Below are 24493 nucleotides of genomic sequence, written 5' to 3' on the forward strand. Positions count from 1 at the left end.
ATTATCCTTTGATTCTTGCTAAAGCTTCAACTGTAGCTTGTACAAGGTTATTTGGATTATTTGAACCTAAAGATTTTGCAATAATATCTTTAACTCCAGAAAGCTCAAGAACTGGTCTTGCCGCACCACCTGCGATAAGTCCTGTACCTTCAGATGCTGGTTTTAATAAAATTTTACTTGCATTATATTTATGTTCAATATCGTGATTAATAGTTGTACCATTAATATTAACTTTAACTAATGATTTGAATGCATCATCTAAAGCTTTCTTAATTGCATCAGGAACTTCTTTTGCTTTTCCTGTACCAAATCCAACTGTACCGTTTTTATCTCCAACAACAACTAAAGCTGTAAATCTGAATCTTCTACCACCCTTTACAACTTTTGTTACTCTTCCGATTTTAACGATTGCTTCTTGAAAATCTTCTCTATTTACTGCTGCCATCATTAACCCTTATAATTTGATACCGTTATCTCTAAGTGCGTCAGCGAAAGCTGCAACAACACCATGATAAAGGTAACCGTTTCTATCGAAAACTACTGTTTCAATGTTATTTGATTTTAAAGTTTCAGCAAATGCTGCTGCTACTTTTACTGCATTCTCTTTGTTAGAAGTTAAATCTAACGCTTTAGAATTTACCGCTGCTAATGTAACACCTGCAACATCATCAATTGCTTGTGCACTTAAATATCTGTTTGATTTAAAAACAGTTACTCTAGGTGTTTGCGCAGTACCTTTGCTAATATTACCTCTAACTCTTCTTTTTCTAATAGCTCTTAAAGAGTTCTTTTTAGCTAAATCTTTTGCTCTACTCATTTTTCACACCTTACTTCGCAGTTTTTCCGGCTTTTCTAACGATATGCTCGTCAGTATACTTCACACCTTTACCTTTGTATGGTTCTGGTTTTCTGTAGCCTCTAATAATTGCAGCAGCTTGACCAACTTGTTGTTTGTCAGCACCTTTAACATGAATTAAGTTTTTCTCAACAGTAATTTCTAATCCATCAGCGATTTCATAGTTAATTGGGTGAGAATATCCTAATTGTAGTTCTAAAACTTTACCTTTAACAGCAGCTCTATAACCAACACCGTTGATTTCTAAAGACTTTTGGAAACCTTTAGATAATCCATCAACTGCATTGCTAATTAAAGCTCTATAAGTTCCCCAGAAAGCTGCAGATTCTTTTGTTTCACCAACTTTTGCAAGTGTAACATTTCCATCAGCAATTTCAACACCAACTCTTCCATGTGTTTCAACAGGAATAGTTTTATTTCCTTTTTTTACGTTAACAACTGTACCATCAACAGTAATTTCTACTCCTGATGGGATAGTGATAGGTTTTTTTCCAATTCTAGACATTACACTCTCCTACCATACTGTACATAGTAACTCACCACCAACGTTTGCAGCATAAGCTTCATCGTTAGCGATTACACCCTTGTTTGTAGAAACAATGATTGTACCATATCCGTTTTTGAAAGATTTGATTTCTGAAGCGTTTTTATAAACTCTTCTACCTGGAGTTGAAACTCTTTTAATTTCATTAATAACTGAATTATCGTTATCATCATATTTTAAAGTTACTTGAACAGTCTTTTTGTTGTTCTCTCCATCAATTACCTTGAAACCTTCAATGTATTCTTTTGCTTGTAATACATTTAAAACACCAACTACAGTATTAGAATGTAATAATGTTGCAACTTCTAATTTTCTCATTGCAGCATTTCTAATTCTTGTTAAAGCATCTGCGATTATATCATTCATCATAGCTTATATTCTCCTACCAACTAGATTTTTTAACGCCAGGAAGTAATCCCTCGTTAGCCATTTTTCTTAAACAAATTCTACATAAACCGAAATCTCTATATACAGAGTGAGGTCTACCACAAACAGAACATCTTGTGTATGCTCTTGAAGAAAACTTTGGAGTTCTCTTTTGTTTAGCGATCATAGATTTTTTTGCCATTACGCTCTTCCTTTTGTAAATGGAATTCCAACTAATTCTAATAATTTGTATGCTTCTGCATCATTATTAGCAGTTGTCCCAACTGAAATATTCATACCATGTGTTTTAATAATGTTGTCATATACAACTTCTGGAAACATTAATTGCTCATCTAATCCGAAGTTGAAGTTTCCTCTACCATCAAAACCATTTCTGTTAAGACCTCTGAAGTCTTTTACTCTTGGCAATGCAATAGAACAAAGTTTGTCTAAGAAGTTATACATTTGCTCACCTCTTAAAGTTACTTTGATACCTACAGGGTAACCTTCTCTTACTTTAAAACCAGCAACTGATTTTCTAGCAATAACTTTAACAGCTTTTTGACCAGCAATTAAAGAGATAGTATCTTGAATGTTTTGCATTAATTTACTATCTTTCATAGCTTCACCAGCACCAACAGAGATAACTATTTTGTCTAACTTTGCAGTTAACATTTTGTTTTTTGGGAACTCTGCTTCTAAAGCTGGTTTAATTTCTGAATTATATCTTTCTAATAATCTTGATGCCATCTTATTCACCTTCTACTTTTGCTACATTTGAGATATCAATAGGCATCTCTTTGTTTACAAATCCACCCTCAGGGTTTTTTTCTTGATCAGGCTTAACTGTTTTTTTAGCAACTTTACAATCTTTTACAATTACTTGTAATGAAGATGGTAACACTTGTAAAACTTCACCAGTCTTACCTTTGTCATCACCAGCGATAATTTTTACAGTATCACCTTTTTTAATTTTTAATTTAACAGCCATTATAATACCTCCGGAGCAAGTGAAACAATTTTCATGAATCCTGAATATCTAACTTCTCTTGCAACTGGTCCAAAGATTCTTGTTCCAATTGGGTCTTTTTTAGCATCAAGAATAACAGCAGCGTTATCATCAAATCTAATTAAAGAACCATTTTCTCTTTGAATCTCTTTATGAGTTCTTACAACTACAGCTTTAACTACTTGACCTTTTTTAACTTTTCCAGTAGGAATAGCTTTTTTAACAGAAGCAACAATAACGTCACCAACAGATGCATATCTTCTCTTAGATCCACCAAGAACTTTGATACACATGATCTCTTTGGCACCAGTGTTGTCAGCTACATTTAATCTAGTAAAACTTTGAATCATTAGTTAACTCCTGTAGCTACAATAGTCTTTAATCTGAAAGATTTAGTTTTAGATAAAGGTCTACACTCAATAGCAATTACAGTATCACCTTCATTTAATTCATTTCTTTCATCATGTACTAAATACTTTTTAAATCTCTTAACAGTCTTGTGATATCTTGGGTGGATAACTTGTCTAGTAACCAATACTGACGCAGTTTTGTCCCCAGATTTTTTTACCACTACACCTTGAATCTCTCTTTTATGTGTACTCATACTTTGGATCCTTAGTTAGCTTTTGCTGCAGTAATAGCTGTTTGAATTTGTGCGATATCTTTTTTCGCAACTCTTAACTCAGAAGTATTTGTTAACTGCATAGTTTTTAGCTTAGCTTTTAATTCAAAAAGAAGCACCTTTTTCTCTTTTAATAACTCGTTTAACTCTTGTAAACTTTTATCTTTAATATCAGAATAAATCATTTTCGCTATCTCTTGTTACAATTTTAGTTTTAAATGGTAATTTATGTTTTGCTAAAGTTAATGCTTCTCTTGATAATTTCTCATCAACACCAGCCATCTCAAAACAAATTCTACCTGGCTTAATATTCATAACCCATTTATCAACAGCACCTTTACCTTTACCCATTCTTGTTTCTAATGGTTTAGCAGTAAGTGGCTTGTCTGGGAATACCATAATCCAAACTTTCGCTTCTCTTTTAACTTTTCTAGTCATAGCAATTCTGGCAGCTTCGATTTGTCTAGAATCAATTCTTCCATGCTCTACAGCTTTAAGACCGAATTCTCCATAAGCAAGAGTATTAGCTCTCATAGATTTACCTCTATTTCGACCCTTCATTACTTTTCTAAATTTAGTTCTCTTAGGCATTAACATAATTATTTACCTCTTCTCTTTTGTGGTCTTCTTTTTGGTTTAGAATCAGTATCTTTTTCAGCTGGGATACCTTTTGCAAGTACTTCACCTTTAAAAATCCAAACTTTAATACCAATACAACCATAAGTAGTATGAGCTTCAGCAAAACCGTAATCGATTCTTGCTCTTAATGTATGTAAAGGAACTCTACCTTCTAAGTACCACTCAGTTCTTGCCATTTCAGCTCCACCAAGTCTACCAGAAACAGATACTTTAATACCTTTTGCTCCAGATTTAAGTGCATTTTGCATAACTCTTTTCATAGCTCTTCTAAATGCAACTCTTCTTTCTAATTGTTGTGCAACATTTTCAGCAGAAAGTTGACCAGATAATTGTGGCTTTCTCTCTTCTTTAATATTTACAGCAATTTCTTTTCCAACTAATGCAGAAAGGTTGTTTTTAAGTTTCTCAACGTCTGCACCTTTTTTACCAATGATAATTCCTGGTCTAGCTGCAACGATAGTAACTCTAACTTTCTTAGCTGTTCTTTCAACGATAGTTGAAGCAACACCTGCATAGTATAATTCTTTTTTAACGAACTTTCTGATTTTGTCATCTTCAGCAACGTTAGCTGGCATGTTAGAAAATTTTGGGAACCATCTAGAATCCCAGTTTCTATTAATACCTAATCTTAAACCTATTGGATTAACTTTTTGACCCATTACTTATCTCCTTCTGATGCCGCAGCTACTTCAATCATGATATGCGCAGTTGGTTTATGTTTTGGTGATGCACTTCCTCTTGCTCTTGGAGTAAATCTCTTAAGAACTGGACCTTTATCAACTCTAGCAGAAGTAATAATTGCATCTTCTGGCTCTAAACCTGCATTAGCAACAGCTGATGCAATAACTTTTGAAATAACTCCAGCAGCTTTATTAGGAGTGAATTCTAAAGATGCGATTGCATATTCTGCATTCATACCTTGAACTTCTCTTGCAATAAGTCTTGCTTTAGTAGGTGATAATCTGATAAATTTTAATACTGCTTTAGCCATTATCCTACCTTTCTTTGCACAGAACCTTTGTGCCCTTTGAATGTTCTAGTTGGTGCAAATTCACCTAACTTATATCCAACATGGTTTTCTGTAATATTTACAGGTACAAAGTTTCTTCCGTTATGCACATTAAATGTTAAACCAATCATGTCAGGTAAAACCATAGATCTTCTTGACCATGTTTTAATTGGTTTTTTATCATTAGCTTCTACAGCTTTTAATACTTTTTTCATTAAGTGTGCGTCTACAAATGGACCTTTTTTTATTGATCTTGCCATCTTAAACCCTTACTTCTTTCTTCTTGAGATGATTAATTTATCACTAGCTTTTTTCTTTCTAGTTTTATAACCTTTAGTTGGCATACCCCATGGAGTAACAGGATGTCTACCAGAGTTAGTCTTACCTTCACCACCACCGTGTGGGTGATCAATAGGGTTCATTGCAGAACCTCTAGTTTGAGGTCTTTTACCTAAGTGTCTTTGTCTACCAGCTTTTCCAACAACCATGTTAGAGAAATCTTCGTTTCCAACGATTCCAATAGTAGCAATACATACACCTAAGATTTTTCTCATTTCACCTGAAGGAAGTCTCATAATTACATATTTGTCTTCTCTACCCATGATTTGAGCATATCCACCAGCAGATCTTGCAATTTGTCCACCTTTTCCTGGTTTCATTTCAATATTATGAACCATTGTACCAACAGGGATGTTGATAAGTCTCATTGCATTACCTGGTAAAATATCAAGTCCTGACTCAGCAGCTTGAATTTTATCTCCAACTTTTAATCCAGAAGGTTGTAAGATATATCTTTTATCACCATCTAAATAAGTAACTAAACAAATTCTACAGTTTCTGTATGGGTCGTACTCAATAGTTGAAATAGTTCCCTCAACACCAAATTTGTTTCTTTTGAAATCAATAATTCTATATAATTTCTTAGCACCTGCTTCTTTGTGTCTAGAAGTAATTCTACCGTTGTTATTTCTACCAGCTGAAGCTTTTACTCTTACAAGTAAAGATCTAACTGTTGGTTTAGAAGTAATTTCAGAAGTATCCATAACAGACATAAATCTTCTAGCAGGAGTTATTGGTCTAAATTTTTTAATTGCCATCTATAATCTCCTTAAGCTGAAAGGTTCGCTATTTCAGCGCCCTCTGGTAATGTAACGTAGAATTTTTTGAAATCAGGTCTTTTCCCTGGCTTTCCTCTAAATCTTTTTACTTTTCCATTTTGTCTTAAAGAGTTAACTTTTGCTGGAGTTACACCAAAATACTCTTTAAATACTTCTTTTAAACTGTTTTTAGTCATTCTTGGACTAGTTTGTACAACAATTACACCGTTTTCTTGAAGCTCGATTGTCTTTTCTGTATATAATATTGCTTTAATATCTGTAATATCTGCCATCTCTACGCCTCTTTAGTTAATGAATCAAGTACTGATTTTTCAATTAGCACTGAATGATACGCTGAAATTAAGTAAGCATTTACTTCTTGTTTTTCAATCATGTAACAATTTTTAATGTTTCTGAACGCTAAGTATGTTTTCTCTTCAATTGATTCAACAATTACAAGAGTATCTCTTTGGTTTAATTCATTAATAATTGAAAGCGCATCTTTAGTTTTACCAGATTCAATTGCAATTGAATCAGCTACAAATAAAGAACCTTTTTCAGCTTGAGCGTTAATAGCAAAGTTTAATGCTAAAGCTTTTTGTTTCTTATTGATTTTTTGGTTATAGTTTCTTTTAGTTGGACCAAAAACTTGACCCCCACCAACGAATAAAGGAGATCTTTTAGAACCCCATCTAGCACCACCAGAACCTTTTTGAGCTTTAGGTTTTTTACCACCACCGCTTACTTCAGATCTGTTTTTTACTCTAGCTGTGTTTGCTCTTTGAGCTGCTAGATATGATTTAACATATAAGTATAAGTTATGCGAGTTAATATCTTTGAAAGATTCAGGTAACTCGTTTGTTTGTACTACTACTGCATTACTCATTTAGCAATCCTTACTTTTCCTAATCCACCATTTGGTCCTGAAACAGCACCTTTTACAACTAAAATACCAGTTTCTGCATCAAATGAAACAACATCATTTTTAACAGAGTTTGTTGTATTTCCGTATTGTCCTGGCATTTTCTTACCTGGCATTACTCTACCTGGCCATTCACACATACCAATAGAACCAGTTCTTTTACCCATTCTATGTCCGTGAGAAGCTCTACCACCAGCAAAGTTCCATCTTTTAACAGCACCAGTAAAACCTCTACCTTTAGTTTTAAAAGTTGTTTTTAAAACTTTAGCTTCAGATAAACCAGAAACATCTAAGTCACCAGCTTCAGTATTTGCTACATTTAATGTTACAAATCTGTTAAACTCAGCACTTAAGTTAAATTTCTTTTGTTGTCCTTCAATTGTTTTATTCATCTTTTTACCAGAAGAATAAGAACAAAATGCTACACCGTCAGTCACGTCACATACTTTAGTATCTAGAACTTTTAAAAGTGTAACAGGAACCGCAGGAACTGTAATAGTTCTGCTCATACCGATTTTTTCTACTATGAATTCCATCTAATTACCCTTTCTATTCTTGACCCATTGATCTAACTTCAACATCAACTTCTGGAGCTAAGTCAAGTTTCATTAACGAATCTACCGTATCAGGAGTAGCAGCAATGATATCAATCATTCTTGTGTGTACTCTGATTTCGAATTGTTCTCTTGCATCTTTATTTACGTGAGGACCTTTAAGAACTGTATATTTTCTGATTTTCGTTGGTAAAGGTATTGGACCTCTCAACTCAGCACCAGTTCTTTTAACAGCTTCAACAATTGAAGCAACACTTCTGTCTAAAACTCTATGATCATAAGCTTTAAGCTTTAATCTAATTTTTTCCATTTTTTTCCTTTAAAGAACTCGTTAGATGTGCCGAAAAAGCACTCTAACCACTTTTAGTGGACGCGGATTATAACTTAAACTAGATTAAATGTCAAGAGTTATGGTATTTGGAGATGTTTTTAGTGTAATTATTTTCCTTTTTAAAAGGATAACTTGTTTTATAATTCAATATTTTTAAGTAAAATGCAAGTTTTTTAGTTTTATTTGTATTAAAGAACAATTTTATTAAAGTATTTTTTTTAATAAGGAATGAATAGACATGATTGAATATAGTAGTTTAATCTCTGACGAAAACGGATACAAAAGATTTAATCACTTTGAGATAAGTAAAGATTTAGAAAATATATTAGCTGATGATTATCATACATATAATACAGATAAATTCTCAAAAGATGATTTGGTTACGCAACTTTACAAAAAAAACTTTGTTGATAAATATGATAGAGATACACAAAAAGAGATTTTTTCATTATATATAGATAATGAAAAGTTTAAAGAAAAAGCACAATTTGTTTATTCAATAATTGATATAGAAAAATATATAAATTTTGTAAATGAAAATTCACAAGTAGAAAACCCAAATGAACTCACAGTTAAATATAGTATATTGGACTCAGAGGGAGTCAAAGTTCAAATTTATAATTTGACAATAAATGACATTTCATTTGTATTTTAGATTTAAATACAAATGAATATCATAATTTTTTTATAATTCACTAGAACACTTAATACAAAAATTCAAGCCTTTTATTGTCTTCTTATTACAACTAGGACAATCAACTCTAAGCTCATTTTTACAACAAGGGCAAAAGTTCATAGTCTCATAATTAACTTTGTTAGTACATACGTTACATATACTTCTATTATAGCTTTCTGTTTTTGATATGCTATTTGATTTAAATTTATTTATGTCGTTTCTATATTTATTTTGAAGTTTAACTATTATATATCCAAAAATAACTACAAAAATTGCTATTGCAATATAATAAACTATAAAAGGAACTTCTAGCTCATAAAAAAACTTCAATAACTTTTCAATAAACACTTTTGGTAAAAACGTATAAATCAAACTTATCAAAGAAAAAAATGTTGGTATAAGAATCACTACAAAAATATTTTTAAACATTACATATAAAGTATACTTCTCTTTATAAAGATATTTTCTCATCATATAAAAAGATAAAAATAAAAGAGGAAGCAAAAACGCAAGTGTAACTAAATCTTTTTTTAATTGATAAGATTTTTGTAGTTCTTTCAAATCTTTTTTTATCTCAGATTTGTTCTTTTTGACAAAAGATATAAACTCTTTTACAGATTTTGATTCTTTAAAACTTTTATATAATGCTTCTTTTTGTTTCTTTATCTTTTCATTTTGTTTTACATATGAATCATATTTAGTTTTTATATTTTCTGAAGATATATTATCTTTTACAATGGATTTATCAGAACTTTGAGAACTAATTTTTTCAAATAACACAGTGTTGTAATTTGCTCTTAAATAATTTAATTCTGCAGTTATATTATTTAAATCTTTATTTAGTTCTTTTTCTCTTTTTCTTAAATCTTTTATTTTATGCTCTTTTTGAACAGCTTTTAATTTTGTATGCAAGATTTCATCACATCTGTTATCCATTTGATCATTTTTTATACTTTGATATTTCATATTATTGTTTTGATAGGTATAAAAGTATCTATTAAAATCATCAAGTTTATTTGAATCAACTACATTACGGCATTGATAAGGATATACAACAGAAGGATTATTTAAAACTTTTACTTGAAAATCAATTCCTAAACCAAGTGTTATAAAAATAAATATATCTAAAATGATAACAAAAAATATTGTCAGTTTTGATAACTTCTCTTTTCCTTTAAATGTAAAATTTGTACTGTAAAAATCTTTTATATATTGTTTTATCATCATAAATCCTAAAAGTTTAATTCTAAAAATAATTTTAAATTTTACTATAGTTAATCTTAGTTCTTTGTATTGTCTATACAATCAAATATAGATAATAAAAAAGATATAATAATTAAAATAAAAAGGTACAAGATGTCAGAAGTAAAACAAAACCTAAAAGATGTAGTTGAAGCAACAATGATTCCAGAAGTTGAAGACTATTTAGAAGATTTGCATAAATTATTAGAAGAAGAAAAGGCATCAGAAGATGATATGGATGCAATAAGAGAAATGGAATCTTTCTTAGTAGAATTAGAAAATATTCTTTTAGTACTTGAAGAAAATAAAATTAGTGATGAAGAAGCTAATAAAGTATATCAAAATATTTTAGGTATGATTGAAGAAAGTAAAGGCTAATATAACTGACAACAAATAAAAGAGCTTATGATGAAAGAACTCAATGAATATATTATTCTAAACGAACCTATCATTAGAGTAAGTTTTTTTATTTTAACATTATTGACAATGGCACTATTGGAATATATTATTCCAAAAAAAGAACTTTTATTGTCAAAAGTTAAACGCTGGATAAATAACCTATGTGTTGTTGTTTTAAACACTTTTTTACTCAAAATTATTTTTGCAAGTAGTGCAATAATGATATCTATTTATGTGTCAGAAAATAATATAGGATTATTAAATCTTTTTGAAATTCCTTTCTTCTTTTTAGTAATACTTAGTATTATCCTTCTAGATTTAATCATCTATTTTCAACATCGTTTATTTCATGAAGTTGATTTTTTCTGGAAATTTCATAAAGTTCATCATAGTGATATGGATTATGATGTGACTACTGGCTTTAGATTTCACCCTATTGAGATTATCATCTCAATGCTTATCAAAATTGTTTCTATTTTTATACTTGGTGTTCCAGTTATTGCAGTTGTTATTTTTGAAATCATTTTAAGTTCGCTAGCTTTATTTAACCACTCAAATATCAAACTTTCTACACTCTTAGATAAAAACCTAAGATATTTTGTAGTAACACCTGATATGCATAGAATACACCACTCAATACATAGTGATGAGTTAAACTCAAACTATGGTTTCAATCTATCTGTTTGGGATAGAATTTTTAACTCATATACAAATAAACCAAAAGATGGTTATGAAAAAATGATTATAGGACTAAAAGAGTTTAATAATAAAACAGAGACTGTATCAATATTGAGTATCTTATCTTTGCCATTTAGAAAAAGTTAAATCAATTTAAAATATATCTCTTCAGAAACAATATCTTTATTATCCTCTACTCTATCTAGATAAACCTTACCTTTTAGGTGGTCATATTCATGTTGAAATATTCTAGCTATAAAATCTTCAAACACTACGCGTTTTAAAGTTCCATCTGTTGAAGTGTACTCCACTTCAATTTTGGTATGTCTTGGAACCTTTGCTCTAATACTTGGAATACTTAAACATCCTTCCCAATCTTTATTTTTCTTTTTTGATTTTTTGATAATTTTTGGGTTTATTAGAACTTCATTTTTCATTAAGGGTGCGTTTGGGTATCTCTCATTTGGATGTGATGAGATTATTAGGATTTGATATGATTCGAAGATTTGTGGAGCAGCTAATCCTACTCCTTTGGATTGTTTTACACAGTAAAGCATTTTTTTGATGATGTTTTTTATCTCTTTTGAGTTTATATTTTTTACTTTTTTTGCTTTTTTTCTTAGTATTGGTTCGCCTAGTTTTACGATTTTACAGTTTTTTCTTAGCATTTTTATTCTTTTTATTGTTTTTCATATTATACATTCTTTTCTTTTTAGTAAAGAAAAGAACCAAAAGAAAAGCGTTCGCAAGGTTCCAAAATAGCTAAAAAATATATAGAAATTCTAAAATTACAAAACTCGGCTCGTACCTTACCTCAAACAGTTGTAATTTCTTTACGAATTTATATAGATTTTTCTTTACGCTATTTTGAAAATGCTTACAACTATTGCCCTTTCAAAAGATCTTATTTTTATTTTTTACCATGATATTTCATATTCTGATACATTTGCTGGCATCCAAGGGTAAATTTGACTTCCAGCTATAATATCGTTTGAATATCTCATCTGTCCCCAATATTCATTAGGATGATTAGATTCATATGTATTAATAAAATTTGAATAATTATGTTCCCATTTCCCACTTTTGCCTTCGATACCATCTTCCCAATAACTACTTGTATTAATTGGTTCTACTATCTTACCACGAGCAAGATTATCACCTTTTAGTAAATCTGTTTCTTCTAAAATTTTTATAAGTAAATTTTTTACTTCACTGGTAATTACTACAATATTATCAATAAGTACATCTTTTCGAAATACTAAATTAATCTTCTTTTTGATAACCATATTAAAATCAGAATCTAATGTAGGGAAAGTTGTTGATTCATTTATATATGTAACAAAACTTGATAACTCTTTATATTGATTCAAAACATTTGGTGTATTTAAATTAGTTACCGAGAATCCATAAATATTATTTCCATAATCTGTTCTATTTAATATTTGAACACTGAATTCTAATTCACATTTAACCCAATTCTCATCCTGACTATAAAATAAAAAAATATTAATTAATTCATTTCCTAAAGAACAAATTTCTTTATACCAATCTTCATCAGTATTTGTTGGAACTCTATATGATTGAGAAAAAACATTTTCTAAACACTCTTCAACTCCCATAAGTGTATGATTAGTATTTTGCTTGATTAATTCTATATCATCTTGTTTTATTGGTCTAAAATGTGCTAAAGAATTTCTGACTGTCCCTATTTCTAAAAGCTTATTTTTAATAATACTCATATTACCTCTAAAATAAAGTTTGAAAACTTCCCAATATGCTTTACTAGTTATCAGTTCTATTAATTCTCCACTTGTTAAATGCATCAAAGGAGAAGTTACATCAAAACCTAAATATCCAAAATTATTTGCCTGACTTATTCTTTGGTTTGAAATTCCTTTTATGGTTTTAGAACTACCGTATAAATCAAACTGACAATTCATCCATTCATTTTTATACTCATTTTTTAATATTATATAAACAAAAACTCTTAATGAGTTTTCAAATCTAAACAGTATATTTAATGCTTCATAATAATGTATATGAAGCCATCTTTTAGGAATTTCTATTGAACCATCTTGTTTCTTTATTTCTTGTTTCCATTCCATCTTAATTCTCACTTTTTATTAAATAATATATTTATAGATTATATACTATTTTACATAATATAGATATGTATTCATAAAAGTAAAGGCAAAGATTGGATAAAAGATGACTTTTATTTAAAATATTTAGTAGAATTTTCTTTTAGTTTTTTGTATATCTTATCGAAGTCAACTGGATAAATCCTAGTATCACCAATAGCAGTTATAAAATTCGTATCACCAAGCCACCTTGGTAATACATGATAGTGTACATGTTCAGCAATACCTGCACCTGCAGCTTTACTTAAGTTCATACCTATATTTACACCCTCGGCATTTAATACTTCTTTTAGCATCTTTGTAGCTTGTTTTACTCTTAGTGACATTTCTAACCAAACATCATCTTTTAGTTCTTCTATTTTATCTGTATGGATATTTGGGATTACCATCATATGCCCAGGAGAGTATGGATATTTGTTCATAACTACATAACAGTTTTTATCTCTAAAAATTACACCTAGTTTTTCATCATCTTTTGGATTTTCATAGATGTGGCAAAATACGCAACCTTCTATTTTATCTTCTGTTACATATTCAAATCTCCAAGGTGCGTACATTCTATCCACTTTTATTCCTTAAGAAATCCCTTTTTTAAGGGACCATATATTTTATGATTACTTTTTGTCTTCACTTCGTTCGTCACAAGACTACGCTATGAAGATCAGTGGAAGTAAATTCCACTTAAAGTAACAAAGCCTAAAGAGAACAACGAGTTGTCCTTAACTAAATGAAATTTGGTGCGTCATTTGCAAATAGTATTAAATCACCCTGCTTTGTAAGTGTTGCAAGTGATGATTCTAAATCTTTTTTCTCTTTTAGTATATATCGTTTATTTTCATCTATATTTGCACTTAGCAGATGTGTATTTAAACTTCCTGTGATAATTGCAAAATCAAATTTTTCATTTATTTCATTTGCTAACAAGATATTCGCTTCTGATGTTGATTCTACAAGTCCTGGAGTTACTATTACTTTTCTTCCTTCATATGTAGAACAGATATTTACAGCTTCAAGCATACCTTCTAAGTTTCCATTGAAACTATCATCAACAATTACTTTTCCACCAGCTTCAATCTTTTGCAGTCTATGTTCAACTTGTGGCAAATCTTTTAACGCCACTTTAATTTCATCAATACTCATACCAAGTTCATGAGCTACTAAAATAACTGCTGTTAAATTTATAGCGTTGAAGCTTCCAAGGATAGGAGCATGGAAATGTTGTTGTTCTCCATTGATAATAATATCAAACCAAATACCATCAAGGTTTGACATAGTTACATTTAGATTATCAGGAAATTTTGTGATAGTATCATACTCTTTCATAGGTACTGACTCGTGTACAAAACCTTTTATCATTTTTGGTGATTTTAGTATTTCCATTTTTGTATGAATTATATTGTCTAAAGTTTTGAAGTACTCAATATGTTGTTCTCCAACACTTCCTAAAATACAATATTCAGGTTCTAAAAACATAGTGATTTCTTCTATATCACCTTTTTCTCTAGCTCCTGCTTCTGCAATATAGATTTGAGTATCAAGAGGTAAGTCTCTATTTACATCAAGTACTATTCCAGCCATTGTATTTACTGACCTTGGTGTTTTATATACTTTGTATTTTCTTTTTAAAACTTGATACAAATAGTTTTTAATAGATGTTTTTCCATATGAGGCTGTAATAGCTATTGTTTTTAGATTTGGTACTGCTTGAAATCTCTCTTTTGCTTTATGTTTAAAAGAGATAAAAAACATTTTTTCTAAAAGGTATGAAATCCCATAAGCTAAAAATAGAGGAATAAATATAGCAGTTGAATGACAAGCTTCACTTGCAAGACATAATGCAGTTATTATAAATGTTGTAAATAGTAAAATTGCTAAAAATCTTTTTACTCTTCCTGTTAAGACCAAAGGTCTATCAAGTTTTCTATTCCACAAAATAAAACTTGTTAAATATAAAAGATAAAAATATATTGCAAAATACATATCTGGTAAAAGATGAAAAAGAACAATAGGCGCTACAAAATATGTGATATGCCATTGCCATTTATGATGTTTTAAAACTACTCTTTCCAAGCGGTAGTTATACCATTGTAAGTTTGTAATTAAATACCAACCAAGTGCCATGATTAGTATAATATGTGTAAATATATTAAAGTATTCCATTATTTAATTCCATTTTCGATTCTAAGGGCAATATCCTGTGCATTTCTAATAAAAAAGTAATGATCCCCTTCATATGATTGGAAACTACTATTTTTTATTAAACTATTTATTTTTTTACCTGATGATAAAGTTGTTGCACTATCATCTTCGCCCCAGAAAATCATAGCATTTTTTTCATAATTTTCAAAAGAGTTTGAAAAGTCTTCATCTACAACATTTTTGAAAGTTGCATACATACTTTCACTCATTTTATCAACATCTTTACTTCTAAAAGCTTTTGTAATTTTACCTAAACCAAAACTATTTAAAGTTTTAGCCATTTTGATTTTCATTTTTACTTCAAAAGATTTTTCTTCTAAGATACCAGCAGAACTAAGTAAGATAAGATTTAAAGGGTTAATTAAAGTTGCAACTTTTCCACCAAAAGAGTGTCCAGCAATTGCTACTACATTTGTATTTAATACTTTAAAAAACTCTTGCATAATATTTGCATAATCAGATGTTGTAAGTTCATAATCATTTGCACTTTTCCCAAACCCTGGCATGTCAACATAAATATGTCTATAGTTTTCTAAAGTACTAGAGAAAGCCTGTTTCATAATGTCTTTATTTGAACCCCAACCATGAAGAAAAACTATATCTTCGCTGGCATTTGGATTTACTATTTCATAAGAAATATCAAATTGTTTATCTAATAAATTTATACTCTTTAGAGCCAATTATTTACCTTTAGAAGCTTGGATTTTGTTTACATATTCGTATGTAATTTTGATATCTTTTTCTTTTGGTAAAGATTTTGCTAAAGATGTTAAAGTATCATTGAAATCTTCAAAAAGATAGTTTGACATAGAACCAGGAATTGGATTTATTTCATTTAAATATACTTCATCATTTTGAACAAAAAAGTCACATCTTATAAGCGAACCATCAAATAAAGTATTATAAATCTTTTTAAATGATTCTTTTATTTTTTCTTCAACATCTTCACTTATATCAGCTTTTAGAGCAGTTGAAGTTCTAGCAAAGTCTAAATACTTTTTATCAAAATCTAGAAACTCAGCTTTTTGTGGTTCTTCAATAATAGAAAATTTAAACTCTCCATTTATTTTAGTACCCGCAAGATTATATTCTTTGATTCCTGCAATAAATGGTTCAATAATAATTGCATCATCAAACTCATATGCAACATCAAGTGCATATTCCAATTCTTCTTGAGTTTTCACAATAGAAACACCAATAGAACTTCCTAACGTAACTGGTTTTATAATTACTGGAAATTGTACTACATTTACAGGGTCAGCTTTTGTATAATATTTGTATTGAATTGTTTTTACATTTACACTATGTGCATAACCTTTTGTTAAAAATTTATTGAAACTAACTGCACAAGCAGATTTTCTTGGACCTATATATGGAAGGTTATTAAACTCAAATATTGAAGCTAAAAGTCCATCTTCTCCATCGCCACCATGAGTGATATTTAAAATAACATCTACATCTAATGATTTTTCACCAAACATAGCTTTTTTTGTAAAGCCACCTTTTTTTATTGTTAATACATCACATTTTTTGTATTCACCAGAACTAAATAGTTTTGATTTTATTGTATTTGTTGGTATATGATAAAAATCTCTGTTTTGATCACAAAAAATATAAATTAGTTCATCTTTCAAAACATCTTTCATTGCAATTGCAGAAACTATTGAAATCTCATGTTCATAAGATTTACTTCCAAAAACTATACCTATTTTCAATTTTCTCTCCTAAAACCTATTATAAATTTTATTTTTGTAATTTTTTAAGTGCTTGTTTAACTAAATCACTTGTTGAAGTTGCATCACAAGTCTTTAATACTTTTGATACTATATCTTTTTTAAACCCTAAAGATTCTAAAGCCAAAGAGGCTTCTAAAGAAGATGAAGCACTATTTTCTCCTTCTTCATCCCCATCAATAATAAACCCTGATAACTCTACAAGAATTCTACTTGCACCTTTAGGCCCAATACCTGGGACTCTTTTTAACATTGATACATCATTTGAGCTTACTATTTGTGAAAATGAAGTTGGAGTAAATGTAGAACAAATTGCAAGGGCAACTTTTGGACCTACTCCATTTATTTTTATAACTGTATCAAATAGTTTTTTTTCATTTGAATCTAGAAAACCATAGAGTGTTTGAGAGTCTTCCCTTATGATATGCGTAATAAATAACTTTATTTTGTTATTAACAATTTTTGAACTACAGTTAATAGAAACAAAAACTTCATATATAATTCCATTCACATTTAAATTTAATAACGTTGGTTCTTTTTTTTCTATATTGCCTTCTAAGCCTACTATCATACTTTTTCTCTTGAATTCTTAAATTTTTATAAAAATTAATTAATAATAAATAGTTTTCATTATATAATAATCAAACTTAATCAATAAGGTAATAAAATATGCTAGAATTAATAACTAAAAAAATAAGCAATAAAATTATTGTTTCTCTTTTTATTTTAATGTCATTAACAAGTTTAACAGTGACCTATATCACGACTGAGCAAGTCAGAAAAGACTCCATTGTCACAACAAAAGAAAATCTTGAAATGTTAAATACAGCTATGTTTCAAAGCCTTAGAAATGCAATGAATACAGGTGACTCAGTACAAATTAAAAATGCGGAAGAAGAAGCAAGGCAAATTAAAGGTGTTACAAATTTAACTATTGCAAAAAGTAAGCCTCTTATAGAAATGTATTCACCTGGTGAAAAATTTACAACAGACCCTAATATAGTATCTTCATTTAAAACAAAAAAAGAGCTTTTACTAGAAATTGACAATGAGAAAGGTCATTCTTTAAGAATGATCAAACCTATGATTGCAACAAAAGACTGTTTATTATGTCATGCAAATCAAGCAGAAGGTGATATTGTTGGTATCATGGATTTAACATTCTCTTTAAATGAATCAGATAGTAGAATCAGTGATTTAGTAGTAGAGATTTTGATTATGTCAACACTACTAGGATGGGTAACGATTGGACTTATTCTTATAATTGTAAAAAGAGCTACTAAACCTATTGGTTCATTAAAAGAAGGTTTTCAAAACTTATTAGACTCAAATGACTCAAATATTAAACTAAAAATAGAATCAAAAGATGAAATAGGAGAAGTTGCTAATTTATTTAATTCATATATGGATAAAGTAAATGAAGGGCTAAGACAAGATGAGCTAGTTATTGAAGAAGCAAACGATATCTTAGAAAAAACAGGAAATGGTTTCTTTGTATATAGTGTTCAATCTACAGCTTCAAATCCATATGTTGAGGATTTAAAAAATAAATTAAATACTATGATTTTAAATACGAAAGAAACGCTTGATAAAATCAATGTAACTCTTAGAAATTATTCTGAATCAAAATTTGACTATAAAATAAATGACAAAGGTATTTATGGAGACTTAGGTTCTTTAACAGCAGGTATTAAACTTGTTGGAAATAATACTTCAGAGATCTTAGCTATGATTATGAATACTGGTGATTCATTAAATGAGAATACGCATACATTATCAAATGCATCAAATAACTTATCTAAATCATCAAGTCAACAAGCTGCATCATTAGAAGAAACTGCAGCAGCATTAGAAGAGATTACAGCTAATATCCAAGGAAATACTCAAGCTTCTATGGAAATGGCAGAATTGGCGAACAATGTTACTTCATCTGCACAAAATGGTCAAAACCTTGCAAATAGAACAGCAGGTGCTATGGATGAAATAAATACCCAAGTAAGTTCAATCAATGAAGCGATTGAAGTAATCGACCAAATTGCATTCCAAACAAATATCTTATCACTAAATGCTGCGGTTGAAGCGGCAACAGCTGGTGAAGCCGGAAAAGGGTTTGCTGTAGTTGCACAAGAAGTAAGAAACCTTGCAAGTAGATCAGCAGAAGCTGCTAAAGAGATTAAAGAAATCGTAGAAAGAGCTACAGATAAAGCAAGTGATGGTAAAAAAATCTCTGATGAAATGATTGCCGGATATGAAGAATTAAATACTAATATTAGTGCAACAATTGGAAAAATTGAAGATGTTGCAACTGCATCAAAAGAACAAGAAAGAGGTATCACTCAAATAAATGATGCTGTGAATTTACTAGATCAAGCAACACAACAAAATGCTCAAGTAGCAGAAGAAATTTCTGACATGTCAAATAAAATTGCGAATATGTCTAGTTCACTTGTTACTGCTGCATCTAGAGCTAGTTTCTTAGAAGAAGCGAGAGAAGAAGTTTGTAATGTTGACTTAGTTTATGATACTGCAAAACTAAAAGTAAATGTTTTAGGATTAAAAGATAAGGTATATAGTAAATTAGGAACTTATGAAAACTGGACAACTAAAAATTGTGATACGATTACAGATTGGATGGAGGAATATGTAAATATAAATCCAAATGCAAATAATCAATCACTAGAAGATTTAAAAACATTAAATAGTAACTTGACATTGAAACTTCAGGCACTAATCAATGGAAATGCAAATAAAGAATCAAATCTAGTATTAAATGAAAAAGCTAAAGAAGTGGAAATAGAATCTTTAAGAATCTTTGGAAGCTTAAATCGTCTTAAAAAAGATGCATGTAAAAGATAAGAGTTTTAAACTCTTGTCTTTTTAATTTTGCATACTTTTAATCAACTCTTCAAGTTCATCATCAGACACAGTATCAGAAGCTGCATCACCTGCTATAAATTTTGCTGAAGAAGCAATGTTATATTCTGAAATATCAATATCATTATTTTGACAAACGTAATTTACAACTCTTTCTATCTTTTGTCTATGTAAATCTTGATGTTGTAATAAACCAAAAGAATTAGAAATTAAATCGTTTATTTTTTTTGACTCATGAGAAGGAACATCTGTATTATTAACTAAACTACCAATATTTTCTAAATCTTCATAAATAGAAATTGAATTAGTTTCAGACTCTTTTATTACATCACAAAGTTCTTTTATTAACTCTTCGTACGTCATTGTAAGACCTCTTTTTCTTAAATTAATAAAAGTTTAGCTTATTTTCACTTAAGTAAAGTGTGTAATTATAGGCGATTTGCACACTTTACTAATAATTTAATGAATAACTTCTGCAATAAATTCTGTTGCGTAAGAACCTTTTGGTAAAGAAAACTGTATTTCCATCCAGTTTTTTTCTTCTTTATAATTTGTCTCTATCTCATCTGGAAAAACCCAAGAAAATCTTCTTGCACCATCTTCATTCATTTTTTCATCAAAATCTTTTTCTATATTTTGAGCTAAGCCTTCTGATTTTTTAACTCTTTTTCCACATAAAAGACCAGTTGCCACCCTATCTCTATTATAAAATTTCTCTGCTTCTTCTTCTAACTTTTCAATATGAAAAATTCTACCAAAAGGATAATGGCTCATTAAATCACCTGTTAGAAGCTTAAAAGGATGTTCTTGTTTTTTCATATTTTTAACAATATCTAAAGGCAATTCTAATTTTTCAAAAATCTCTTTTGGTTCAAAAGCATCAACTAGTTTTGAGATTTCAATTCTCTTTGATAGCCAATGATTAAACAAATAACTCTGATATGCATTTATATACATCTGTTTTAGTTTTCTATTTTTTTCTTTTAATTCACCATCTATAATAGCTTTACCTTTTTTATAATTATCACCTTCAATTCCAAATCGTTGAAACCCAAAGTAATTTGGCATACCAAAAGTAGCTATTTTTTGTACCGCTTCTTGAATTTTCTTAGAATCTATTAGATTAACTCTTTTTAATCTAATAAAAAACTTATTACCTTTTAAATGTCCAACTTTCATTTTATTGTTGTGTCTAGTAGTTTCTAAAACTTTTATATTATCATGTTTAAACATTTTTAATTTTTCTTCACATGATTTTGGAACTGAAATATTTTGTATAGTCATTGCATTTTTATCTTTTAATCCTGCATAACCTATATCTCTACTTTTACACCCTAATTGTTCAGAGAATATTTGAACAGCATCCCATGTTGTTAAATCTTTTTTTCTAAACTTGATAATAATATGTTCACCTTCACCACTAAATTCATATAAGGGAATCTCTGTAACCACAAAATCATCTCTATTCTGCTTAAATACAACATCTATTTTTGAATGACTCAAATACCTTTGTAACTGTTCCAACTACTATCTCCTTTTTATAGGTTATTTATTTAAAATGGTGATTTTTACAATCACTTTTATATTTTCCATTTACTGCTTTTGCAAATATATTTAATCTAATATTATGTTTGCTTGCTATTTTTTCAATTGCTGCTCTATTTTTTTGTGAGAAAGAAAATAAAAGTTCATACTCTTCACCAGAACATCCAATACTTTTATCAATATAATGAAAAAATTTAAACCCTACTTTACTTTGCTTTGACATTCTTTCTAACTCAAAAAATAATCCATCTGAAATATCCATTGAGGCATTTATATATTTTGAAACATCGTAAAAAAAGTCTGCTTTTAATTGAGGTTCTATAAATTTTGAATTCTTTGAAATCTTTCCACCTATTAAAAGAGTATTTAAATCTTTTCTACAACTTCCTAAGTCACCTGTATAACATAAATAATCGTTTTTCTTAACGCCTCTTCTTAAGATAGCTTTTTTTGTTTTTGAAACAATTGTAATTGAAATATCAAGCTTTTCATTTGAAATTGTATCTCCACCAATAATCTTTATACCATATTCAGATGCTACTTCTTTAAAACCTGAAGCTAACTCTTTTAAATCTTTTTTAGAATAATCTTTTGGAATAGCTACACTTAAAAGTGCATATTTTGGCTTTGCATTCATTGCAATTGCATCTGAAATATTTACAAGCATTGCTTTTCTAGCAATTTGTTTTAAACTCATCCACTCTTTTTTAAAATGTACATTTTCAAAAAAAGCATCCATACTATATACATATTCACCTATTAAGGCACCATCATCTCCAATAAATTTTGAGCTTTTATCAAACTCATTTATAAAAAAATCTTCTTTGTTCATAACGCGAATGTTATCATAATTGTGCTTTGTTTTCTGATTTTTTACTTAAAAACTTCAATTAGGATACTTTTTATCCTATTTACTTTAATTATTTTTTGATATAATCCAATCAAATTTTATTTAGGAGAAAAAATATGCCAAAAATTAACAAATATGTTGATATTGATACTGTAGAAAGAGAAGCAAAGAAAGATTTAATTGATAGACACTCACCGTTTATCCACTGTAATGAAACTGCAAAAGCAGGTGAACCATTTGAAGTTACTGTTAAAATGGGTAACGAATATACTCATCCAGATGATTTTGATCACTATATTGAGTCTGTAACTTTATATAACGGTGATGTACAATTAGCAAAAGCTTCTTATGTTCCAGGAACATTAGGAAATGTTAAAGCACATAACACTACAACTTTTACAATTATTCCAAATGGTAAAAAATTAAACTTAGTAGCTCATGGTTACTGTACAAAACATGGTATCTGGGAAGGTACACCTGTAGAAGTAGCTGTTCAAGCTTAATCTACAACTTTAAAAAGATTATGAAGGTAAAGAGTTTTTACTCTTTACCTTTTTTTATTTTAAAACTTTTATCAATCTTTCATCATTTAAAAATTCACTAACCAATTTTTTCATAGCATTAGGATAATTGGCTAATCCATTTTCAATTGCAATTTGACCTACAAAATGAGATGGAAAATTATATTGAATTGATAATATTTCATTATATAAGATTTCATTATCTTTTTTTACTATAAACTTTCCAGATAATTGATAATTTCCAGTAGAAAAACCCCATATATCAACAAAATTCTTAAGAAGAACAGCTTCAATTTTTATATTTGATTCTTTATTATATAAATTATTCTGAGACAATTGTTCTTTTATAGCATATACTAAATAATCAGAAAAATCATCACCATGAGGAGAAACCATACTTGCAGCTCGTAAAGCTAAACTTTTATTATTCTCAATATTATTCTCTTCTATATCAAGAACATCAACTTGTTTTAAATTTTTATCATTTAAATTATTTATTGTATCTAAGTCAGCTTTATATCCATGTCCTTTAAAAGTACATCCTGTTATAAAAAAAATAGCAACAAAAAATAATGCTATAAGTTTAAGTAAATTTTTCATATTAATCAAAGTCCTTACTATTATTAATTTCTATTAACATTTTACTAAATACTTTTTCTGAGGCTCTTTTTGCTGAAAGTGAAAAGTCATTTTTAAATTCATCAAAAGAAGCAGTACCTTCATCATAAAATGTTTTTTCCCATATATTTTTTCCATTATTATCTATTGCTTTACAATTTAAGCTAATAGTAAATTTTGTAGGGGGCCAAGTCATCATACTATCAGAAGAAGAATTAGTTTTTAAATTATATGTAAAGATATATTTAATATCTTTTTCACTAATAAACTTCTTATTCGAAATAGAGTCTAACTTGTAAACTTTCTTAAATATTTTTACAAGTACACTTCTAAATGCCAACTCAGTATCAGCATATGGAGTATAACCAACTTTATCTCCACCTCCACCAGGAGTAACTACGTAAGAAGCCTGATCATATCTTTTTATGTTGTACGCAACATTATAATTCTTCGTATTATAAATTGAAACTGAATCTGTAATTTTTTCTACATTTGGTGTCATCTCAATTTTATGAGTACATCCAGTAATAAATAAAATCACTATAACTAAACTACTAATTTTAAACATTTTTTTCATAAACATCCTTTATATAAAACTACATTTCTTCCATCATATGAGGAGAAGGAGAGTTCTCTTTTTTTTCTGCTTCAATACTTTTAATTATTGCATCAGGGTTTTTATCACTAAAATCAATATCGCATTTTTTTAAAAGACTTGCTTTACGTATTGCTTCTAATTCACCTTTTAACTTAGAATATTCCGTAGCTTCAATTCCATCTCCTCCTTCTAAAGCAAATAACATAGGCCAGAATAATACTAATGCAATACCCATTTGAACAGTATCTCCATCAGCTTTACTATCTAAATTAATGTATAAATTCTTAATTCTTCTTGTAATTTCATCTGCTTCTAATGATAACTGGGAACAATCATAATTTTGATATTCAACTTCTGAGATATATGACGTTGGCATTCCAGAAGGTTTACTTGCACAACCGCTAAAAAACAACGCACCAACAAGGATAAAACCTAAATATAATTTTTTCACTTACATCCTTAATATAATA

At 29.1% G+C, this 24493-nt stretch carries 38 protein-coding genes; 5 read left to right on the forward strand and 33 right to left on the reverse strand.

The features are described 5' to 3' along the window. Window position 1: 1 nt before the first annotated feature. From rpsE to rpsJ, 19 genes are read right to left on the reverse strand one after another with little or no spacing between them, the layout of a single operon-like run. On the reverse strand, window positions 2-445 hold the full coding sequence (rpsE, locus tag BT997_RS11505; RefSeq protein WP_072682048.1) for a 30S ribosomal protein S5: 444 nt from the start codon (window positions 443-445) through the stop codon (window positions 2-4). Window positions 446-454: 9 nt separating this feature from the next. After that, window positions 455-817, reverse strand: coding sequence for a 50S ribosomal protein L18 (gene rplR, locus BT997_RS11510; protein WP_072682049.1), 363 nt, complete (start codon window positions 815-817; stop codon window positions 455-457). Between the two features lie 10 nt (window positions 818-827). Next, window positions 828-1361, reverse strand: coding sequence for a 50S ribosomal protein L6 (gene rplF, locus BT997_RS11515; RefSeq protein WP_072682050.1), 534 nt, complete (start codon window positions 1359-1361; stop codon window positions 828-830). 9 nt (window positions 1362-1370) lie between these two features. Next, window positions 1371-1769, reverse strand: a complete 399-nt coding sequence (gene rpsH / locus BT997_RS11520; protein ID WP_072682051.1) for a 30S ribosomal protein S8 — start codon at window positions 1767-1769, stop codon at window positions 1371-1373. 13 nt (window positions 1770-1782) lie between these two features. After that, complete coding sequence (locus BT997_RS11525; protein ID WP_072682052.1) at window positions 1783-1968, reverse strand: type Z 30S ribosomal protein S14; 186 nt, start codon at window positions 1966-1968, stop codon at window positions 1783-1785. Beyond that, window positions 1968-2516 carry a 50S ribosomal protein L5 gene (rplE, locus tag BT997_RS11530; RefSeq protein ID WP_072682053.1) on the reverse strand — a complete coding sequence of 183 codons (549 nt, stop codon included), beginning with the start codon at window positions 2514-2516 and terminating at the stop codon, window positions 1968-1970. The genes BT997_RS11525 and rplE overlap by 1 nt, the downstream gene beginning before the upstream one ends. 1 nt (window position 2517) lies before the next feature. Then, window positions 2518-2757 carry a 50S ribosomal protein L24 gene (gene rplX, locus BT997_RS11535; RefSeq protein WP_072682054.1) on the reverse strand — a complete coding sequence of 80 codons (240 nt, stop codon included), beginning with the start codon at window positions 2755-2757 and terminating at the stop codon, window positions 2518-2520. Then, window positions 2757-3125, reverse strand: coding sequence for a 50S ribosomal protein L14 (gene rplN, locus BT997_RS11540; RefSeq protein WP_072682055.1), 369 nt, complete (start codon window positions 3123-3125; stop codon window positions 2757-2759). The genes rplX and rplN overlap by 1 nt, the downstream gene beginning before the upstream one ends. Further along, complete coding sequence (gene rpsQ, locus BT997_RS11545) at window positions 3125-3379, reverse strand: 30S ribosomal protein S17 (RefSeq protein WP_072682056.1); 255 nt, start codon at window positions 3377-3379, stop codon at window positions 3125-3127. The genes rplN and rpsQ overlap by 1 nt, the downstream gene beginning before the upstream one ends. 11 nt (window positions 3380-3390) lie before the next feature. Further along, window positions 3391-3582 (reverse strand): 50S ribosomal protein L29, encoded by a 192-nt coding sequence (rpmC, locus tag BT997_RS11550; protein WP_072682057.1) that lies wholly within the window; start codon window positions 3580-3582, stop codon window positions 3391-3393. Continuing rightward, window positions 3569-3994 carry a 50S ribosomal protein L16 gene (rplP, locus tag BT997_RS11555; protein ID WP_072682058.1) on the reverse strand — a complete coding sequence of 142 codons (426 nt, stop codon included), beginning with the start codon at window positions 3992-3994 and terminating at the stop codon, window positions 3569-3571. Before rplP ends, rpmC begins: the two co-directional genes overlap by 14 nt. Window positions 3995-3996: 2 nt before the next feature. After that, window positions 3997-4695: a 30S ribosomal protein S3 gene (rpsC, locus tag BT997_RS11560; protein ID WP_072682059.1), complete on the reverse strand. Its 699-nt coding sequence runs from the start codon at window positions 4693-4695 to the stop codon at window positions 3997-3999. Beyond that, a complete protein-coding gene (gene rplV / locus BT997_RS11565; RefSeq protein WP_072682060.1) occupies window positions 4695-5027 on the reverse strand; it encodes a 50S ribosomal protein L22 in 333 nt (110 codons plus the stop codon). The genes rpsC and rplV overlap by 1 nt, the downstream gene beginning before the upstream one ends. After that, complete coding sequence (gene rpsS / locus BT997_RS11570; RefSeq protein WP_072682061.1) at window positions 5027-5305, reverse strand: 30S ribosomal protein S19; 279 nt, start codon at window positions 5303-5305, stop codon at window positions 5027-5029. Before rpsS ends, rplV begins: the two co-directional genes overlap by 1 nt. Window positions 5306-5314: 9 nt before the next feature. After that, window positions 5315-6142: a 50S ribosomal protein L2 gene (gene rplB, locus BT997_RS11575; protein WP_072682062.1), complete on the reverse strand. Its 828-nt coding sequence runs from the start codon at window positions 6140-6142 to the stop codon at window positions 5315-5317. Window positions 6143-6153: 11 nt separating this feature from the next. Beyond that, entirely contained in the window at window positions 6154-6435 is a 282-nt protein-coding gene (locus BT997_RS11580; protein WP_072682063.1) for a 50S ribosomal protein L23, read from the reverse strand. Between the two features lie 2 nt (window positions 6436-6437). Continuing rightward, on the reverse strand, window positions 6438-7028 hold the full coding sequence (rplD, locus tag BT997_RS11585; protein WP_072682064.1) for a 50S ribosomal protein L4: 591 nt from the start codon (window positions 7026-7028) through the stop codon (window positions 6438-6440). Beyond that, window positions 7025-7600 (reverse strand): 50S ribosomal protein L3, encoded by a 576-nt coding sequence (gene rplC / locus BT997_RS11590; protein WP_072682065.1) that lies wholly within the window; start codon window positions 7598-7600, stop codon window positions 7025-7027. The genes rplD and rplC overlap by 4 nt, the downstream gene beginning before the upstream one ends. A 13-nt stretch (window positions 7601-7613) precedes the next feature. Beyond that, window positions 7614-7928 carry a 30S ribosomal protein S10 gene (rpsJ, locus tag BT997_RS11595; protein ID WP_044415638.1) on the reverse strand — a complete coding sequence of 105 codons (315 nt, stop codon included), beginning with the start codon at window positions 7926-7928 and terminating at the stop codon, window positions 7614-7616. Window positions 7929-8187: 259 nt separating this feature from the next. Between rpsJ and BT997_RS11600 the strand changes: the two genes are divergently transcribed. After that, the gene (locus tag BT997_RS11600; protein ID WP_072682066.1) at window positions 8188-8604 is read left to right on the forward strand and encodes a hypothetical protein; all 417 of its coding nucleotides are present in this window, start codon (window positions 8188-8190) and stop codon (window positions 8602-8604) included. A 30-nt stretch (window positions 8605-8634) separates the two neighbouring features. On the opposite strand, the gene BT997_RS11605 is transcribed toward BT997_RS11600, so the two are convergent. Next, window positions 8635-9849, reverse strand: a complete 1215-nt coding sequence (locus BT997_RS11605; protein WP_083568716.1) for a zinc ribbon domain-containing protein — start codon at window positions 9847-9849, stop codon at window positions 8635-8637. A 132-nt stretch (window positions 9850-9981) separates the two neighbouring features. Here BT997_RS11605 and BT997_RS11610 point away from each other — a divergent pair, with 132 nt between their 5' ends. Both BT997_RS11610 and BT997_RS11615 read left to right on the forward strand, forming a co-directional pair. After that, window positions 9982-10245, forward strand: a complete 264-nt coding sequence (locus BT997_RS11610) for a hypothetical protein (RefSeq protein WP_072682067.1) — start codon at window positions 9982-9984, stop codon at window positions 10243-10245. A 30-nt stretch (window positions 10246-10275) separates the two neighbouring features. Further along, window positions 10276-11091 (forward strand): sterol desaturase family protein, encoded by an 816-nt coding sequence (locus BT997_RS11615; protein WP_072682068.1) that lies wholly within the window; start codon window positions 10276-10278, stop codon window positions 11089-11091. Here BT997_RS11615 and def read toward each other — a convergent pair. From def to ruvA, 7 genes are all read right to left on the reverse strand, one after another. Further along, window positions 11088-11612, reverse strand: a complete 525-nt coding sequence (def, locus tag BT997_RS11620; RefSeq protein ID WP_072682069.1) for a peptide deformylase — start codon at window positions 11610-11612, stop codon at window positions 11088-11090. The two genes, BT997_RS11615 and def, sit on opposite strands and share 4 nt — an antisense overlap. A 249-nt stretch (window positions 11613-11861) precedes the next feature. After that, entirely contained in the window at window positions 11862-13049 is a 1188-nt protein-coding gene (locus BT997_RS11625; RefSeq protein ID WP_072682070.1) for a hypothetical protein, read from the reverse strand. Window positions 13050-13159: 110 nt separating this feature from the next. After that, complete coding sequence (locus BT997_RS11630) at window positions 13160-13651, reverse strand: HIT domain-containing protein (protein WP_072682071.1); 492 nt, start codon at window positions 13649-13651, stop codon at window positions 13160-13162. A gap of 157 nt (window positions 13652-13808) precedes the next feature. Further along, entirely contained in the window at window positions 13809-15245 is a 1437-nt protein-coding gene (locus tag BT997_RS11635; RefSeq protein WP_072682072.1) for a Mur ligase family protein, read from the reverse strand. After that, the gene (locus BT997_RS11640) at window positions 15245-15964 is read right to left on the reverse strand and encodes an alpha/beta fold hydrolase (protein WP_072682073.1); all 720 of its coding nucleotides are present in this window, start codon (window positions 15962-15964) and stop codon (window positions 15245-15247) included. Before BT997_RS11640 ends, BT997_RS11635 begins: the two co-directional genes overlap by 1 nt. Further along, the gene (locus BT997_RS11645; protein WP_072682074.1) at window positions 15965-16999 is read right to left on the reverse strand and encodes a D-alanine--D-alanine ligase; all 1035 of its coding nucleotides are present in this window, start codon (window positions 16997-16999) and stop codon (window positions 15965-15967) included. A gap of 28 nt (window positions 17000-17027) precedes the next feature. Next, complete coding sequence (ruvA, locus tag BT997_RS11650; RefSeq protein WP_072682075.1) at window positions 17028-17588, reverse strand: Holliday junction branch migration protein RuvA; 561 nt, start codon at window positions 17586-17588, stop codon at window positions 17028-17030. A 98-nt stretch (window positions 17589-17686) separates the two neighbouring features. Between ruvA and BT997_RS11655 the strand changes: the two genes are divergently transcribed. Next, window positions 17687-19873 (forward strand): methyl-accepting chemotaxis protein, encoded by a 2187-nt coding sequence (locus BT997_RS11655; RefSeq protein WP_072682076.1) that lies wholly within the window; start codon window positions 17687-17689, stop codon window positions 19871-19873. A 21-nt stretch (window positions 19874-19894) separates the two neighbouring features. Here the strand turns inward: BT997_RS11655 and BT997_RS11660 are convergent, their stop codons facing one another. The 3 genes from BT997_RS11660 to BT997_RS11670 all read right to left on the reverse strand — a co-directional run bounded on the left by BT997_RS11660 (window position 19895) and on the right by BT997_RS11670 (window position 22268). Then, window positions 19895-20254 (reverse strand): hypothetical protein, encoded by a 360-nt coding sequence (locus tag BT997_RS11660; protein ID WP_072682077.1) that lies wholly within the window; start codon window positions 20252-20254, stop codon window positions 19895-19897. 96 nt (window positions 20255-20350) lie between these two features. Further along, window positions 20351-21415: a tRNA pseudouridine(13) synthase TruD gene (gene truD / locus BT997_RS11665; protein ID WP_072682078.1), complete on the reverse strand. Its 1065-nt coding sequence runs from the start codon at window positions 21413-21415 to the stop codon at window positions 20351-20353. A 25-nt stretch (window positions 21416-21440) separates the two neighbouring features. Next, window positions 21441-22268, reverse strand: a complete 828-nt coding sequence (locus tag BT997_RS11670) for a thiamine-phosphate kinase (protein ID WP_072682079.1) — start codon at window positions 22266-22268, stop codon at window positions 21441-21443. Between the two features lie 134 nt (window positions 22269-22402). On the opposite strand from BT997_RS11670, the gene BT997_RS11675 reads away from it, so the two are divergent. Then, window positions 22403-22789 (forward strand): class II SORL domain-containing protein, encoded by a 387-nt coding sequence (locus BT997_RS11675; RefSeq protein ID WP_072682080.1) that lies wholly within the window; start codon window positions 22403-22405, stop codon window positions 22787-22789. A gap of 54 nt (window positions 22790-22843) precedes the next feature. On the opposite strand, the gene BT997_RS11680 is transcribed toward BT997_RS11675, so the two are convergent. Genes BT997_RS11680 through BT997_RS11690 form a run of 3 tightly spaced genes read right to left on the reverse strand, consistent with a single transcriptional unit; the run spans window position 22844 to window position 24474 of the window. After that, window positions 22844-23407 (reverse strand): hypothetical protein, encoded by a 564-nt coding sequence (locus tag BT997_RS11680; protein WP_072682081.1) that lies wholly within the window; start codon window positions 23405-23407, stop codon window positions 22844-22846. A gap of 1 nt (window position 23408) precedes the next feature. After that, on the reverse strand, window positions 23409-24002 hold the full coding sequence (locus tag BT997_RS11685; protein ID WP_072682082.1) for a hypothetical protein: 594 nt from the start codon (window positions 24000-24002) through the stop codon (window positions 23409-23411). Between the two features lie 19 nt (window positions 24003-24021). Further along, complete coding sequence (locus BT997_RS11690; protein WP_072682083.1) at window positions 24022-24474, reverse strand: hypothetical protein; 453 nt, start codon at window positions 24472-24474, stop codon at window positions 24022-24024. Window positions 24475-24493 lie beyond the last annotated feature (19 nt).

Origin of the sequence: Arcobacter sp. LA11 (assembly GCF_001895145.1) — a bacterium.
Classification (GTDB): domain Bacteria; phylum Campylobacterota; class Campylobacteria; order Campylobacterales; family Arcobacteraceae; genus Halarcobacter.

Excerpts from the sequence above, each read along its gene's own strand:
- rpsE (WP_072682048.1), bottom strand. The coding sequence starts at position 445 with ATGGCAGCAGTAAATAGAGAAGATTTTCAAGAAGCAATCGTTAAAATC.
- rplR (WP_072682049.1), bottom strand. The coding sequence starts at position 817 with ATGAGTAGAGCAAAAGATTTAGCTAAAAAGAACTCTTTAAGAGCTATT.
- rplF (WP_072682050.1), bottom strand. The coding sequence starts at position 1,361 with ATGTCTAGAATTGGAAAAAAACCTATCACTATCCCATCAGGAGTAGAA.
- rpsH (WP_072682051.1), bottom strand. The coding sequence starts at position 1,769 with ATGATGAATGATATAATCGCAGATGCTTTAACAAGAATTAGAAATGCT.
- BT997_RS11525 (WP_072682052.1), bottom strand. The coding sequence starts at position 1,968 with ATGGCAAAAAAATCTATGATCGCTAAACAAAAGAGAACTCCAAAGTTT.
- rplE (WP_072682053.1), bottom strand. The coding sequence starts at position 2,516 with ATGGCATCAAGATTATTAGAAAGATATAATTCAGAAATTAAACCAGCT.
- rplX (WP_072682054.1), bottom strand. The coding sequence starts at position 2,757 with ATGGCTGTTAAATTAAAAATTAAAAAAGGTGATACTGTAAAAATTATC.
- rplN (WP_072682055.1), bottom strand. The coding sequence starts at position 3,125 with ATGATTCAAAGTTTTACTAGATTAAATGTAGCTGACAACACTGGTGCC.
- rpsQ (WP_072682056.1), bottom strand. The coding sequence starts at position 3,379 with ATGAGTACACATAAAAGAGAGATTCAAGGTGTAGTGGTAAAAAAATCT.
- rpmC (WP_072682057.1), bottom strand. The coding sequence starts at position 3,582 with ATGATTTATTCTGATATTAAAGATAAAAGTTTACAAGAGTTAAACGAG.
- rplP (WP_072682058.1), bottom strand. The coding sequence starts at position 3,994 with ATGTTAATGCCTAAGAGAACTAAATTTAGAAAAGTAATGAAGGGTCGA.
- rpsC (WP_072682059.1), bottom strand. The coding sequence starts at position 4,695 with ATGGGTCAAAAAGTTAATCCAATAGGTTTAAGATTAGGTATTAATAGA.
- rplV (WP_072682060.1), bottom strand. The coding sequence starts at position 5,027 with ATGGCTAAAGCAGTATTAAAATTTATCAGATTATCACCTACTAAAGCA.
- rpsS (WP_072682061.1), bottom strand. The coding sequence starts at position 5,305 with ATGGCAAGATCAATAAAAAAAGGTCCATTTGTAGACGCACACTTAATG.
- rplB (WP_072682062.1), bottom strand. The coding sequence starts at position 6,142 with ATGGCAATTAAAAAATTTAGACCAATAACTCCTGCTAGAAGATTTATG.
- BT997_RS11580 (WP_072682063.1), bottom strand. The coding sequence starts at position 6,435 with ATGGCAGATATTACAGATATTAAAGCAATATTATATACAGAAAAGACA.
- rplD (WP_072682064.1), bottom strand. The coding sequence starts at position 7,028 with ATGAGTAATGCAGTAGTAGTACAAACAAACGAGTTACCTGAATCTTTC.
- rplC (WP_072682065.1), bottom strand. The coding sequence starts at position 7,600 with ATGGAATTCATAGTAGAAAAAATCGGTATGAGCAGAACTATTACAGTT.
- rpsJ (WP_044415638.1), bottom strand. The coding sequence starts at position 7,928 with ATGGAAAAAATTAGATTAAAGCTTAAAGCTTATGATCATAGAGTTTTA.
- BT997_RS11600 (WP_072682066.1), top strand. The coding sequence starts at position 8,188 with ATGATTGAATATAGTAGTTTAATCTCTGACGAAAACGGATACAAAAGA.
- BT997_RS11605 (WP_083568716.1), bottom strand. The coding sequence starts at position 9,849 with ATGATAAAACAATATATAAAAGATTTTTACAGTACAAATTTTACATTT.
- BT997_RS11610 (WP_072682067.1), top strand. The coding sequence starts at position 9,982 with ATGTCAGAAGTAAAACAAAACCTAAAAGATGTAGTTGAAGCAACAATG.
- BT997_RS11615 (WP_072682068.1), top strand. The coding sequence starts at position 10,276 with ATGAAAGAACTCAATGAATATATTATTCTAAACGAACCTATCATTAGA.
- def (WP_072682069.1), bottom strand. The coding sequence starts at position 11,612 with ATGCTAAGAAAAAACTGTAAAATCGTAAAACTAGGCGAACCAATACTA.
- BT997_RS11625 (WP_072682070.1), bottom strand. The coding sequence starts at position 13,049 with ATGGAATGGAAACAAGAAATAAAGAAACAAGATGGTTCAATAGAAATT.
- BT997_RS11635 (WP_072682072.1), bottom strand. The coding sequence starts at position 15,245 with ATGGAATACTTTAATATATTTACACATATTATACTAATCATGGCACTT.
- ruvA (WP_072682075.1), bottom strand. The coding sequence starts at position 17,588 with ATGATAGTAGGCTTAGAAGGCAATATAGAAAAAAAAGAACCAACGTTA.
- BT997_RS11655 (WP_072682076.1), top strand. The coding sequence starts at position 17,687 with ATGCTAGAATTAATAACTAAAAAAATAAGCAATAAAATTATTGTTTCT.
- BT997_RS11660 (WP_072682077.1), bottom strand. The coding sequence starts at position 20,254 with ATGACGTACGAAGAGTTAATAAAAGAACTTTGTGATGTAATAAAAGAG.
- BT997_RS11670 (WP_072682079.1), bottom strand. The coding sequence starts at position 22,268 with ATGAACAAAGAAGATTTTTTTATAAATGAGTTTGATAAAAGCTCAAAA.
- BT997_RS11675 (WP_072682080.1), top strand. The coding sequence starts at position 22,403 with ATGCCAAAAATTAACAAATATGTTGATATTGATACTGTAGAAAGAGAA.
- BT997_RS11680 (WP_072682081.1), bottom strand. The coding sequence starts at position 23,407 with ATGAAAAATTTACTTAAACTTATAGCATTATTTTTTGTTGCTATTTTT.
- BT997_RS11685 (WP_072682082.1), bottom strand. The coding sequence starts at position 24,002 with ATGAAAAAAATGTTTAAAATTAGTAGTTTAGTTATAGTGATTTTATTT.